The organism is Pseudomonas sp. PAMC 25886 (assembly GCF_000242655.1).
Taxonomy (GTDB): Bacteria; Pseudomonadota; Gammaproteobacteria; order Pseudomonadales; family Pseudomonadaceae; genus Aquipseudomonas.
The window spans coordinates 1-12,335 of sequence record NZ_AHHC01000016.1; the positions used below are offsets into that span (position 1 = coordinate 1).

The window sequence follows — 12,335 nt, forward strand, 5'->3', positions numbered from 1 at the left end:
GTAACCCGGCAGGACGCCGGGTTAGCCGCGCTGGGCCAAGGATGGCCCATCGCGGCGGCCCACGGTCCAAAGCCGGAGTGAGGGCACACCGAGCCCGAGCGAGGTGCCGAGTGGTGGGGCAAGAGCGTTTTGCTTACTTTTGCGCTTTTCAAAAGTGAGCCGCTGTAAGAGCGGAACCAATCTCAGCCATCACCTAAATAACGGATATACACCCAGCCCATCCCCAAACACCCCCATCCACCAGCCAAATCGCCGCCGCTGTGATGCAGGGCCAGGTGGCGCGGGACAATATGTCCGAACACAGGAACGTCGGTTTGGATGGCCCGGCTCAATCACCCACGCCAAAATCCAGCAGCACCTTCATCGCCTGGCTCTTGTCCGCCGCCAGTTCAAAGGCCTGAACCGCCTCGCTGAACGGCACGGTATGGGAGATCACCGGGCGCACATCAATCACCTGGCGGTTGAGCAAATCCACCGCCTGGGCAAACTCCGAATGGAAGCGGAACGTGCCGCGCAAGTCGATCTCCCGGCTCACCAGCATATTCAGCGGCAGCGAGACTTCACCGCCCAACCCGACCGTCACCAGCACGCTGCGCGGGGCCATGCATTCGAGGCCGTTGCGCAGGGCCTGGGCGCTGCCAGAGACTTCGAACATCACGTCGAAGTAGCCTTTTTCGGCGGTGTAGCGCTTCAACGCGTCGGCGTCTTCCGCCAGGTTGTGGGTGCGGCTGGCACCCATTTTTTCGGCGCAGGCCAAGGGGCCGGCGGCCAGGTCCACTGCGACGATTTCTCCCGCACCCGCTGCCCGCAGGCTGCCGATCAACAGGTTGCCGATGGGGCCACAGCCGGTGACCAGCACCCGTTTGCCGAAGACTGCCCCGGCGCGCTGGATGGCGTGCAAGCCCACGGATAACGGCTCGGCCATCGCACCTTCGGCAAGGCTGACATGATCGGCCAGCAGGTGCGCCTGGTGGGTCTCGATCACCAGACTTTGCTGAAACGCACCTTGCACGTGGGGAAAGGGCATCGCACTGCCGTAAAAGCGCATGTTCAGGCAATGATTCGGCAGCCCTTGATGGCAATAACGGCAGCCGCCACAAGGCCGCGACGGTGAGACCGACAAGCGTTGGCCCACCGTGAAGGGTCCGTCTTCACGGCCCACGGCCTCGATCACCGCCGACACTTCGTGGCCCAGCACCATCGGCTCGCGCAGGCGCACGGTGCCGAAGCCGCCGTGCTGGTAGTAATGCAGGTCCGAGCCGCAAATCCCGCCCCGGGCAATGCGCACCCGCAGTTGGTCGGGGGCGAGTGCCCGGGGTTCGGGTTGCGGTTCTACCCGCAGGTCTTTTGAGGCATGGCAGACGATAGCGTGCATGAAATTCTCCGGGTTACAGCGAGGCGGTGATGCCACCGTCCACGTACAGGATATGACCGTTGACGAAGCTCGCCGCGTCGCTGGCCAGGAACACCGCAGCGCCGGCCAGTTCGGCCACGTCACCCCAGCGTCGGCTCGGCGTGCGTTGCACCAGCCAGTCGCTGAACTCGGGGTTGGCCACCAGGTTGGCATTCAGTTCGGTCTTGAAGTAGCCGGGGCCGATGCCATTCACCGTCAGCCCGTGGGGGCCCCAATCGATGGCCATGCCTTTGGTGAGCATCTTCAGCGCGCCTTTGCTGGCGGCGTATGGCGCGATGCCCGGGCGCCCCAGTTCGCTTTGCACCGAGCAGATATTGATGATGCGCCCGCGCTTGCGCGGGATCATCGCCCGGGCCACGGCCTGGCCGACCAGGAAGGCGCTGTCGAGGTTGGTGCTCATCAACTCGCGCCAGTGGGTTTCGCTGTAGTCCTCCAGCGGCCCGCGCCGTTGCATGCCGGCGTTGTTCACGAGGATGTCCAGCGGGCCCAGGCGCTCTTCGATATCCGCCACGGCCGCCAGCACCGCCGCGCCGTCGGTGACGTCGAACGCCTGGGTGTGCACCTCAAGGCCTTCCGCCGCCAGCAATGCGGCGCTGTCACGCAAGGTGCTGCGGTTGCGCCCGTTGAGCACCACCCGTGCACCGGCCTGGGCCAGGCCACGGGCAATGGCCAGGCCGATACCGGCGCTGGAGCCGGTAATCAACGCCAGGCGGCCGTCGAGGCGGAAGTTGTCTAAAACGCTTTGCATGGGTCGATCTCCTAAAGCTTCACACCACCAACGACAGCAGCATGATGAACCCCAGGGCGGCGAAGGAGAGCACGGTCTCCATCAGCGTCCAGGTCTTGAATGTCTCGACGACGGTCATGTTGAAGTACTGCTTGACCAGCCAGAACCCGGCGTCGTTGACGTGGGACAGCACCAGCGAACCGGCGCCTGTGGCGAGCACCAGCAGCTCCCGGTTGACCCCGGGCATCAAGCCGATCACCGGCGCGACAATCCCGGCGCCAGTGATGGTTGCCACGGTGGCCGAGCCGGTCGCCACGCGAATCACCGCCGCTACCAGCCACGCCAGCAGAATCGGTGAAATCTCGGCGCGCACCGCCATGTGCCCGATCACGTCGCCCACGCCGCTGGCCACCAGCATCTGTTTGAAACCACCGCCGGCGCCGACGATCAGCACGATGGCAGCGGTGGGTGCGAGGCTCGAATCCAGCAGCTTGCTCAGTTGCTCCCGGGAAAATCCCCGGGCGGCCCCAAAGGTATAGAACGCCAGGAGCAAGGCGGCGAGGAGGGCGGTGATCGGGTGGCCGATCAGGTCCATCCACACGCGGAAGGTGCTGTCGGCGGCAAACGCCACATCGGCGAAGGTCTTGAGCAGCATCAGGAATACCGGCAGCAGGATCGTGGTCACGGTGATGCCGAAACCCGGCAGGTTCTCGCCGCAGGATTCCTTGGCCAGTTGCTCCATCAATTCCGGGGACGGGCTGCCCGGCACGTAGCGTGAGATCAGGTTGCCGAACAGCGGCCCGGCGATGATTGCCGTAGGCAGGCCGACCACCAGCCCGTAGAAAATCGTCTTGCCGATATCCGCGCCGAAGATCCCGATGGCCAGCAACGGCCCCGGGTGCGGCGGCACCAGGCCGTGCACCACCGACAACCCGGCCAGCAGCGGCATGCCGATCTTGATCAGCGACAGCCCGGTACGCCGGGCCACGATGAACACCAGGGGAATCAACAGCACAAAGCCGATTTCAAAAAACAGCGGGATGCCCACCAGGAACGCGGAAAACATCATTGCCCAGTGCACCCGCTGTTTGCCGAAAGCGCGGATCAGCGTGCGGGCGATCTGGTCGGCGCCGCCGGAATCCGCCATCAGTTTGCCGAGCATGGTGCCCAGGCCGAGGATGATCCCGACAAACCCCAGCACTCCGCCAAAGCCGTCCTGGAACGCTTTCATGACCTTGTCCACCGGCATGCCGGAGGTCAGGCCGAGAAAACCGGCGGCGAGGGTCAAGGCGACGAAGGGGTGAACCTTGAAATGGGTGATCAACAATATCAATCCGATAATCGTGACCAGTGCGTCCAGCAGCAGATAGGTGTCGTTAGCCATGCCGAGCATGGTGCCTCCTTGTTCTCATTGTTATAGGCCAAACCCTGTCATATCGTGTATGACGGGCCTTACTTCACCGCAGCCCGGGTTCAGCGTCCAATTTTCATTTGTGATCGGGTGATCAAAAACCGTGATAACCGGAGCCTCCTGATGGAACTCAAGCACCTGCGGGCCTTCGTCGTGCTCGCCCAGGAACTGCATTTCGGCCGGGCTGCCGTGCAGCTGTCGATCGTGCAACCGGCCTTGAGCATGCAGATCAAATTGCTCGAAGACGGCCTGGGCGTGCGCCTGCTCGACCGCAACCGGCACTCGGTGACGCTGACCGAAGCCGGGCGGGTGTTTCTGCCCGAAGCCCAGGCCACGCTGCACCAGGCTGCCCGCGCCGCCGATGCTGCCCGGGCGTCGAACCGTGGGGAGATCGGCCGGGTGCGCCTGGGGTTTGTCTCGTCGGTGTTGCCGGAATTGCTGCCGGGGTTGATTCGCGCGGTGCATCAGCGCTACCCGCGCATTGAACTGGAGCTCAAGGACATGCCCGGCCCGGACCAGGCGGCGGCGTTGAAAAATGGCCAGCTGGATTTTGGCCTGATGCGCTTGCCGGCGGCCTATCCCGGCGTGCACACCCGGGCGGTGCTGCAAGAAAGTTTTGTGGTGGCCTTGCCCAGCGATCATCCGTTGGCGGCGCAGGACGTCATCCAGCCAAACGACTTGCTCAAGGTCCCGGTGTTCATCCTGGCCCGGCGCTATGCCCCGGGGTTCTACGACGAGTTCGTTCAGGCCGTGGGCGTGCCCCTGGAAATCGCCTCTGAACTTGGGGAGTTCACCACCATGCTGGCGCTGGTCTCGGCCGGGCTGGGCGTCGGTGTGCTGCCGTTGCAGGCCGCCCGGGCGCTGCCGGCCAATTGTGTGTCCCGGCACCTGCAGCTGGGTGCGTTCCAGGCCAGGACCGGCCTGGCCTGGACCGAACTCGACAGCGCGGTAAAAACCACCTTGTTCAACCTGATCGACGAGTTGTTTGGCGAGTGATTGTTTCACCGGGTGAAATGCTGGATTGCAAAAGCTGGCTATTCTGTTGCGTGCCGTAGCGGCGGAAGATAGCGCCATCGACCCGATCACCGGGTCGAGTCCCTGGCACACCGCGGAGCCTGTCATGATCAAACTCTACCAATACCCATTGTCCGGCCATTCCCACCGGGTCCAATTGATGCTGTCGCTGCTGGGCGTACCGGCCGAGTTGGTGCTGGTCGACCTCAAGCAAGGCGCACACAAAACCCCCGAGTTCCTGGCCACCCTCAACAGCTTCGGCCAGGTGCCGGTGATCGATGACAACGGTGTGGTGCTGGCGGACTCCAACGCGATCCTGGTGTACCTCGCCGGCCACTATGGCAACACCCAGTGGCTGCCGACCGAGCCCCTGGCTCTGGCCCGGGTGCAGCGCTGGCTCTCGGCCGCAGCGGGGCCACTGCACGTCGGCCCGGCTGCCGCCCGATTGGTCACGGTGTTTGGCGCGGCGCTGGATGCCGAGGCAGCCATCAGCCGCTCCCATGCCTTCCTCAATGTGGTGGAGCAACAGTTGGCGCAGAGCCGCTTCCTGACCGGCGACCTGCCGTCGATTGCCGATATCGCGCACTACACCTACATCGCCCATGCGCCGGAAGGTAACGTCGCGCTGAACGACTACCCGCACGTTCGTGCCTGGCTGGGCAGCATCGAGGCGCTGCCGGGGTTTGTCGGCATGCAACGCACGGCCGTAGGTTTAACAAAGGATTAAAGGTTTTTGTGGCGAGGGAGCTTGCTGTGGCGAGGGAGCTTGCTCCCGCTGGAGTGCGCAGCGCTCCCAAGATTTTGGGGCCGCTTCGCAGCCCAGCGGGAGCAAGCTCCCTCGCCACAACCGCTCCCAAACCACAGGTTTGGTGCATGACATTCGATTAAAGGGGACCCATGGACCGTTTCCAGGAAATGCAGATTTTCCTCGCTGTTGCCGAAGAGCAGGGCTTTGCGGCGGCGGCCCGGCGCCTGAATATCTCGCCCCCCAGCGTGACCCGCGCGATCGCCGCGATGGAGGCGCGTATCGGCACGCAGTTACTGTCGCGCACCACCCGCAGCCTGCACCTGAGCGAGGCCGGCCAGCGTTACCTGGACGATTGCCGACGTATCCTCGCCGAACTGACGGAGGCCGAAGAGGCCGCCGCCGGCAGCTTCTCGGTGCCGTGGGGACACCTGACGGTCACCGCGCCGGTGTTGTTCGGCGAATTGTTTGTCGCGCCGGTCCTGGGGGAATACCTGGACCTGTTTGCCCAGGTCAACATCAACGCCTTGCTGGTGGACCGCGTGGTCAACATGACCGACGAAGGCGTGGATGTGGCCGTGCGCATTGGGCATTTGCAGGAAACTGGCCAGCAGGCGATCAAGGTCGGCGAGGTGCGCCGCGTGGTCTGCGCCGCGCCGGCGTACCTTGAACGGCACGGCCGGCCGCTGCACCCCGGGCAACTGCGAGAGGCGAAGATTGTCACGTCGTCTTCCAGCCAATTGGTCAGCGAATGGCAGTTCATCGAAGGCGGCCAGCCGCTGAACGTGGCCGTTGATCCACGTCTGGTAGTCACCGCCAACAACGCTGCCATCAACCTGGCGCGCCTGGGCTGGGGCGTCACGCGGGTGCTGTCCTATCAGGTGGCCAGCGATGTGCGTGCCGGCGCACTGGAAATCATCCTGCAAGAGTTCGAGCCGCCGGCATTGCCGATCCACGTGGTGTTCCAGAACAGCGCCCGGGTACCGGCGAAGGTCAACACCTTCGTGGACTTCCTGGTCAGTCGGCTGGGGCAGGATGCAGCGCTCAACCCCGCGATGCAGTGGCCTGCCTGATGGACCGCTATCGCGACATGCAGATTTTCCAGGCGCTGTCCCGCCAGCCGAGCCTGGCGGCGGCGGCCCGTGGCCTGGGCGTCTCGGGGCCCACGGTGATCCGCGCGATTGCCCGTCTGGAGGCGCGCTTGCGCGTGCAATTACTGGAGCGCAGCACCCGGGGCATTCGCCTCACCGAAGCGGGCGTGAGGTTCATGGCGGACTGCTCGCGGATCCTTGACGGCGTGAGCGCCGCCGAAGCCTCTGCCAAGGGCGCGCACGTGCAGGCCGCGGGCAATCTGCGGGTGTTTTTCCCGTTTCTGTTCAGCCGTTATGTGATGGCGCCGCTGTTGGCCGACTACCTGGAGCGCTATCCCGGGGTCCGGGTGTTTGCCCACTACCACGATCATTTTCCGAACCTGAATGAAGACGGCCTGGACGTAGCGGTGGTGGTGGGAGAACTGCCTGGATCATCCCTGATCGCGAGGCCTGTGGGCCATGTGCGCAACATCGTCTGCGCCAGCCCCGGCTATCTGCACACCCATGGTGAACCGCTGCAACCCGAGGCGCTCAAGCAACATCGGCTGGTCGCAACCCAGGCGTATTCGGATTGGGTGCAATGGGATTTCCAAGGCACCAGCATCAAGGCCCGGGCGCGCCTCGGCTGCACCACGGTGCAGGGCGCGATCAATGCGGCGGTGCAGGGGGCCGGGTTGATCCGTTGCCTGAGTTATCCGGTCCACGAGCACGTGGCCGGCGGCCAATTGCGTCGGGTATTGCAGGCCTATGAACCGCCGCCACTGCCGGTGCATGTGGTCTACCGCGAAGGGCGCAACGCGTCGATGCGGGTGCGTAGTTTTGTTGATTTCAGCGTGGCGGCATTGCGTGAACATCCGGCGTTTCATCCACCGAGGGCTTGAGCATGAATCATCTGGACGCGTCTCCCGTATCGCCATGGCATGCCGGCGAACGGCAACTGCAGCAAAGTGCCGGCGTGGCCGAGCGCATGGAGGTGATTGGCGCCAAGGTCATACGTGATCATTTGCCGGAACAGCATCGGGCGTTTTATGAGTTGTTGCCCTATCTGGTGGTGGGTGCCGTGGATAATCAGGGGCTGCCCTGGGCCACGCTGCTGGAAGGCTCGCCGGGGTTTGTCCACTCGCCCGATCCTTACCGTTTACGCATCGACAGCCAGCCTGCCGTGGGTGACCCCGCCGCGGCCGGTTTGAAGAGTGGCGCGGCCGTGGGGCTGTTGGGCATCGATCTGAACACGCGGCGGCGCAACCGCATGAACGGAGTCGTGGCTTCGGCGGGCGCCGATGGTTTTGCCGTGGAGGTGGTGCACACCTTTGGCAACTGCCCGAAGTACATTCAGCTGCGTGCGGTGGACCCGGGTGCCCAGGGGCGGCGCCTGGCCCAAGGCGCCGTGCAGCGCGCCCATTCACTCGATGACGCCGACCGGGCGGTGATTCGCAATGCCGACACCTTCTTCGTCGCCAGCTATGTGGACCTGGAGGGCGATGCGGCCAAGCGTTCGGTGGACGTTTCACACCGGGGTGGCAATACCGGGTTTGTGCGGGTGGACGGTGATGTACTGACGATTCCCGACTTTACCGGCAACTCGTTTTTCAACACCTTGGGCAATTTGCAGGTCAACCCGGTGGCGGGGTTGTTGTTCGTGGATTTTGCTTCGGGTGATGTGTTGCAGGTTGCTGGGCGTGCCGAGGTGATTCTGGGCGGGGCGGAGTTGGCCACGTTCGAGGGCGCGGAGCGGTTGTGGCGGGTGACCGTGGAGCAGGTGGTTCGGCGGGAGGCGGCGTTGGCGTTGCGTTGGCAGTTCGAGGGTTTTTCTCCGTACAGCCTGGCGTTGGGCCCTTGGCGCGCCTGAAGGGTGTTTCCGGGACACTCGTGCGATTGAGTTTTAACTCAATCGCACGAGTGGTGGTGTTTGGGCCGGCTTAGCGAGTCCGGCCGATAGGCTTGTCGAGCTTGTCACTGGCCTGGGCGCACCATGTGGCAATCGCGTGGTCTACCGCCGCTTGATCCGAGAGCTGCTCCAGAGGGATCGACTGTGCAAAACAGCGGTAGCCGTGGACATCGGAGTCGTTCACCTCACCGTCTTCCGGATAGTCGATGCCGCACCAGATATCAGCGTACAAGTTGCAAGGCGCCTTGGCGGGTATGTCACAGACCACCACGGACAAGACCAGCGCGCTGTCCGTCTGTTCGGCTGCTCGGCCATCGAATTTTCCTGAGTGCTTGTCGAAGCCGGTGTCGCTACGAACCCAGGCACCGAACATCAGGTCGCCGGCCTGGTGGTTGTTCCAGGGCGCTTCCTGGCCCTGGTTTTTTAGCCAGATGGCCGTCAGGTCATAAAAGGGCAGGTAGCGAAGCCCGCTGTTATCGCGTTTTTCCAGCCCGGCCAGCCCCTGAGGCAAGGAGTTGACGTAATCGTGGTAGTACGCGGTGGCACCCACCTGGTCACGGATGTAGCCCAGGAGTTCGAACATACGTTGCTGATAATCGGCGAGCAAACGATAAGCCCGGCGCACATCCAGCAAGGCGTTTTCCATATTCCCTGTCATTTCATCCTCCAGGCAGCGAATGCATTTGGGTGGTTCAAGATGTTGAGGACCGGCAGGTTACCCAGCCACCGCATTGGATGTGTACGCAGGCCGTGCCAGGCATAGCACTTGGCGATGTCATCGAGCAGGCGCTGGCAGCCGGGCGGTGAGTCCGGGGTAATGTGATTTTCCAGGGCTTGATACAACGCCTGCCAAGTGCAGCAGACCAGTTTGAAGCCGAGGTTGGCGCTCTGCGGAATGTGGCTCAGCACTTCGTCGAGCAGTCGCTGGGTACCCAACTTGCCGGGATCGTCCAGCCCTCCAAGGGCAAGCAGCAAGCAGTTACCTTGTAGAAACCCGCCTTGCCAGCCAGCCAACAGTTCATCGGCCAGTTGCCTGGCGTTCTGTTGGCGCACATGGTCATGTCGTTTGGCTTCAATCACCACCTGGCGTTGGGCATCACCTAGCACAACGTCCGGCTCAACTCGCGAGCGCCCCTTAAGCGGCCAGGATGGCCAGAATTCCATGGCTTGCAACGGGCCGAAAGGTTCACCGATCAGTTGCGAAAGCACGCTAGATAAAATCCCATCTGGAAGGTACCCCAGACGCTCGAAAACACTGGAGGTGAGAACGTCTTCGGAGCCCTCTGCCAGGCCCAGTGCCTGCGCCTGGTTTTCCAGACCGGTGCCGCGTCTCTTTCCAGCCACTACAGCATTCAGCATGTCTGCTCCCTGACTTGGTTGCATTGATTCATGGCAATAATTTATTCCGCGATGATCTCGCGATAACGTTTCTGGTAATCGTCGTAAGACGTGCTTTCCTGCATCAACTGCTCAAGCTTTTTCTTTTTGTAGGCTGCTTTGTCGAGTGCGGGCGGCGCATCAGCAATGGCCGCCGGCGGTGTGGTTGCCCGGTATACAGGATTGGGGAATAGCTGATCGGTCAGCTCGATGATCTTGTTCTGCGCATCGATAAACTTGTCCGGGCGACCACCGCCCCACGATGCGTCGTATTCCGCCTGGCCAACCTGACGGCCCTGTTCATACACCCGGATATCGGCGTAGTACATGTACAGCGCCAGGTCCCAGGTCCATTTGCCAATGTAGGTCGTCGACAGCGAGCAGATGGAGGGCGGGCTGCCGGCTGCCACCTCGCGGGTTTGGAAACCTTTGCTCCTTAGCTGCGCCGTGTAGGTGGTATTGAATCCGGCACGCAGGCCTTCGGCAGGAATCAGGCAAATCTCCGGTGGCTGATCGTTGGACAGGGTGGCCGGGGCGACGGTTTGCTTGATGCTGCAACCCGTGATGGTCAGGGTCATAGCGATCAGCATCGGAGCGAGCGGTCTGTGCATAGCGACCTCCATGTCATCAATAGTGGCTGGATGATAGCACTGCTTGTCCACGTTATCGCGTACCGACTATTCGTGCCCATGCGACAAATCTGAATTGCGCTCAACCCGGTGTTTGGCAAGGCCTCACGGCGTAATACTGCGGCGCATTACGCCTGCCTGATAAAAGGCCGCCTTGAGGTAACCCCCATGAATGCACCAAGCCGCCTTGCGCTGCTGATCACCGCCACTGCTGCTCTCAGCGCTTGTGGTGAGTCCTCCAAACTGCCGTTTCAGGCCGGTGTGGGGCCAAGCCCGCAACTGCCCGAACCCACCACCTCGCTGATCCCGACGCTCAAGGTGTCCAAGGCCGTGGGCTGGCCGGAACATGTCCAGCCCAAGGCACCCGAGGGATTCACGGTGACGGCGCTGGCCGCAGACCTTGACCACCCGCGCTGGGTGTACACCTTGCCCAACGGTGACGTACTGGTCGCCGAGAGTAACCATCCGCCCATGCCTGAAGGTGCCACCGACGGCGGCACAGGTTTGCTCGCCTGGGCGCGTCGCACGGCGATGGGGTTTGTGATGGGCCGGGTGGGTGCCGATGCGCCGAGTGCTGATCGCATTACCCTGCTGCGGGACGCCGATGGCGATGGGCATGCCGAGGTGAAAAGCCTTTTTCTCAGTGGTCTGACCTCGCCGTTCGGCATGGCATTGGTGGGGGATGAGTTGTATATCGGGAATGCCGATGCGGTGGTCAAGGTGCCTTATGTTCAGGGCCAGACTCACATCGATGCGACCCCGATCAAGGTCACCGATCTGCCGGCCGGGATCAATCATCACTGGACCAAAAACGTTCTCGCCAATCCTCAGGGCACCAAGCTTTACGTGACCGTAGGGTCCAACAGCAATGTGGGTGAGAACGGGCTTGAAGCCGAGGACGGGCGTGCTGCGATCTGGGAGGTGGACCTTGGCAGTGGCCAGAAGCGGCTGTTTGCCAGTGGGTTGCGTAACCCCAATGGACTGGCATGGAAGCCTGGCTCTACGCAATTGTGGACGGTGGTCAACGAGCGGGATGAGATTGGCAGTGACCTGGTGCCGGATTACCTGACGTCGGTGCAGGATGGCGCGTTCTACGGTTGGCCGTGGAGTTATTACGGTGCGCATGTCGATAGCCGGGTGCAGCCGCCGCGTCCGGACAAGGTGGCCCAGGCGATTGCGCCGGACTATGCGCTGGGGACGCATGTTGCGCCGTTGGGTTTGACCTTTTCTGATGCGCGGGGGATGCCTGCCGTGTTCGCTGATGGGGTGTTTGTGGGGGAGCATGGGTCCTGGAACCGTAATCCGCAGGCGGGGTACAAGGTGGTGTTTATTCCGTTCAAGGACGGTAAGCCTGCGGGGACGCCTGTTGATTTTCTGACCGGGTTTTTGAATGGTGATGGGGAGGCTCAGGGGCGTCCGGTGGGGGTGACGCTGGACGGGCAGGGTGCGTTGCTGGTGGCGGATGATGTTGGGAACACGGTGTGGCGGGTGGCGCGGGTGAAGCCCTAAGGTTTTGCTGATGTTGGGGGCATATCCGTTATTTTTGTTATGGCGGGTATGGGTTCCGCTCTTACAGCGGGTCACTTTTGAAAAGAGCCCAAAAGTAACCAAAAGGCTCTTGCCCCACCACTCGGCACCTCGCTCAGGCTCGGTGTGCCCTCATTCCGGCAGCACGAAGCGGGCCGCCGCGACGGGGCGTCCCTGCCCCGTCGCGGCTAAACCGGCGTCCTGCCGGTTTACCCGCTCCGTACTACCTGCGTTCGGCCAGCGTGGTTTAACGGGGCGCCTAAGATCAAGATCAACAGCAGATCAACAGCACAGCGGCCTACAGGCCGGCTTGAGTGGTGTGTAGCAAAGGCAACATCAAAATCAAAATCTACAGCGGGCACGGTCAAATGTGGGAGCTGGCTTGCCTGCGATGCAGACAACTCGGTACATCAGACACACCGAGGTGATGCCATCGCAGGCAAGCCAGCTCCCACAGAAAAGCAGAGCTGCATCAGTTTCAGATTTGGTTTTCGCTTTGGCTTTGGCTTTTG

12 protein-coding genes are annotated in these 12,335 nt (G+C 62.6%); 6 read left to right on the top strand and 6 right to left on the bottom strand.

What is annotated here, in order from left to right; genetic code table 11:
* Positions 1–328 precede the first annotated feature (328 nt).
* Genes MUM_RS0103845 through MUM_RS0103855 form a run of 3 tightly spaced genes read right to left on the bottom strand, consistent with a single transcriptional unit; the run spans position 329 to position 3,534 of the window.
* The gene (locus MUM_RS0103845; protein ID WP_010167130.1) at positions 329–1,375 is read right to left on the bottom strand and encodes an L-idonate 5-dehydrogenase; all 1,047 of its coding nucleotides are present in this window, start codon (positions 1,373–1,375) and stop codon (positions 329–331) included.
* 13 nt (positions 1,376–1,388) lie between these two features.
* Positions 1,389–2,162, bottom strand: a complete 774-nt coding sequence (locus MUM_RS0103850; protein WP_010167132.1) for a glucose 1-dehydrogenase — start codon at positions 2,160–2,162, stop codon at positions 1,389–1,391.
* A gap of 19 nt (positions 2,163–2,181) precedes the next feature.
* Positions 2,182–3,534: a GntP family permease gene (locus MUM_RS0103855; protein WP_010167135.1), complete on the bottom strand. Its 1,353-nt coding sequence runs from the start codon at positions 3,532–3,534 to the stop codon at positions 2,182–2,184.
* A gap of 141 nt (positions 3,535–3,675) precedes the next feature.
* Between MUM_RS0103855 and MUM_RS0103860 the strand changes: the two genes are divergently transcribed.
* The 5 genes from MUM_RS0103860 to MUM_RS0103880 all read left to right on the top strand — a co-directional run bounded on the left by MUM_RS0103860 (position 3,676) and on the right by MUM_RS0103880 (position 8,251).
* Positions 3,676–4,548 carry a LysR family transcriptional regulator gene (locus tag MUM_RS0103860; RefSeq protein ID WP_010167138.1) on the top strand — a complete coding sequence of 291 codons (873 nt, stop codon included), beginning with the start codon at positions 3,676–3,678 and terminating at the stop codon, positions 4,546–4,548.
* Positions 4,549–4,672: 124 nt separating this feature from the next.
* Entirely contained in the window at positions 4,673–5,293 is a 621-nt protein-coding gene (locus MUM_RS0103865; protein ID WP_029615770.1) for a glutathione S-transferase family protein, read from the top strand.
* A 170-nt stretch (positions 5,294–5,463) separates the two neighbouring features.
* Entirely contained in the window at positions 5,464–6,384 is a 921-nt protein-coding gene (locus MUM_RS0103870; RefSeq protein ID WP_010167141.1) for a LysR family transcriptional regulator, read from the top strand.
* Complete coding sequence (locus tag MUM_RS0103875; protein ID WP_010167143.1) at positions 6,384–7,283, top strand: LysR family transcriptional regulator; 900 nt, start codon at positions 6,384–6,386, stop codon at positions 7,281–7,283. The genes MUM_RS0103870 and MUM_RS0103875 overlap by 1 nt, the downstream gene beginning before the upstream one ends.
* Positions 7,284–7,285: 2 nt before the next feature.
* Complete coding sequence (locus MUM_RS0103880; RefSeq protein ID WP_010167145.1) at positions 7,286–8,251, top strand: pyridoxamine 5'-phosphate oxidase family protein; 966 nt, start codon at positions 7,286–7,288, stop codon at positions 8,249–8,251.
* A 70-nt stretch (positions 8,252–8,321) separates the two neighbouring features.
* Here the strand turns inward: MUM_RS0103880 and MUM_RS0103885 are convergent, their stop codons facing one another.
* Genes MUM_RS0103885 through MUM_RS0103895 form a run of 3 tightly spaced genes read right to left on the bottom strand, consistent with a single transcriptional unit; the run spans position 8,322 to position 10,278 of the window.
* Positions 8,322–8,948, bottom strand: a complete 627-nt coding sequence (locus MUM_RS0103885) for a hypothetical protein (RefSeq protein ID WP_032881792.1) — start codon at positions 8,946–8,948, stop codon at positions 8,322–8,324.
* Positions 8,945–9,649: a hypothetical protein gene (locus MUM_RS01000000132395; protein WP_032881794.1), complete on the bottom strand. Its 705-nt coding sequence runs from the start codon at positions 9,647–9,649 to the stop codon at positions 8,945–8,947. Before MUM_RS01000000132395 ends, MUM_RS0103885 begins: the two co-directional genes overlap by 4 nt.
* 41 nt (positions 9,650–9,690) lie before the next feature.
* The gene (locus MUM_RS0103895; RefSeq protein ID WP_010167151.1) at positions 9,691–10,278 is read right to left on the bottom strand and encodes an Sbal_3080 family lipoprotein; all 588 of its coding nucleotides are present in this window, start codon (positions 10,276–10,278) and stop codon (positions 9,691–9,693) included.
* Between the two features lie 186 nt (positions 10,279–10,464).
* Between MUM_RS0103895 and MUM_RS0103900 the strand changes: the two genes are divergently transcribed.
* Positions 10,465–11,805 (top strand): PQQ-dependent sugar dehydrogenase, encoded by a 1,341-nt coding sequence (locus MUM_RS0103900; RefSeq protein WP_010167155.1) that lies wholly within the window; start codon positions 10,465–10,467, stop codon positions 11,803–11,805.
* Positions 11,806–12,335 lie beyond the last annotated feature (530 nt).

Coding starts and splice junctions, on each gene's coding strand:
- MUM_RS0103855 (WP_010167135.1), bottom strand. CDS start 3,534: ATGCTCGGCATGGCTAACGACACCTATCTGCTGCTGGACGCACTGGTC.
- MUM_RS0103850 (WP_010167132.1), bottom strand. CDS start 2,162: ATGCAAAGCGTTTTAGACAACTTCCGCCTCGACGGCCGCCTGGCGTTG.
- MUM_RS0103880 (WP_010167145.1), top strand. CDS start 7,286: ATGAATCATCTGGACGCGTCTCCCGTATCGCCATGGCATGCCGGCGAA.
- MUM_RS0103865 (WP_029615770.1), top strand. CDS start 4,673: ATGATCAAACTCTACCAATACCCATTGTCCGGCCATTCCCACCGGGTC.
- MUM_RS0103875 (WP_010167143.1), top strand. CDS start 6,384: ATGGACCGCTATCGCGACATGCAGATTTTCCAGGCGCTGTCCCGCCAG.
- MUM_RS0103900 (WP_010167155.1), top strand. CDS start 10,465: ATGAATGCACCAAGCCGCCTTGCGCTGCTGATCACCGCCACTGCTGCT.
- MUM_RS0103885 (WP_032881792.1), bottom strand. CDS start 8,948: ATGACAGGGAATATGGAAAACGCCTTGCTGGATGTGCGCCGGGCTTAT.
- MUM_RS01000000132395 (WP_032881794.1), bottom strand. CDS start 9,649: ATGCTGAATGCTGTAGTGGCTGGAAAGAGACGCGGCACCGGTCTGGAA.
- MUM_RS0103860 (WP_010167138.1), top strand. CDS start 3,676: ATGGAACTCAAGCACCTGCGGGCCTTCGTCGTGCTCGCCCAGGAACTG.
- MUM_RS0103845 (WP_010167130.1), bottom strand. CDS start 1,375: ATGCACGCTATCGTCTGCCATGCCTCAAAAGACCTGCGGGTAGAACCG.
- MUM_RS0103870 (WP_010167141.1), top strand. CDS start 5,464: ATGGACCGTTTCCAGGAAATGCAGATTTTCCTCGCTGTTGCCGAAGAG.
- MUM_RS0103895 (WP_010167151.1), bottom strand. CDS start 10,278: ATGCACAGACCGCTCGCTCCGATGCTGATCGCTATGACCCTGACCATC.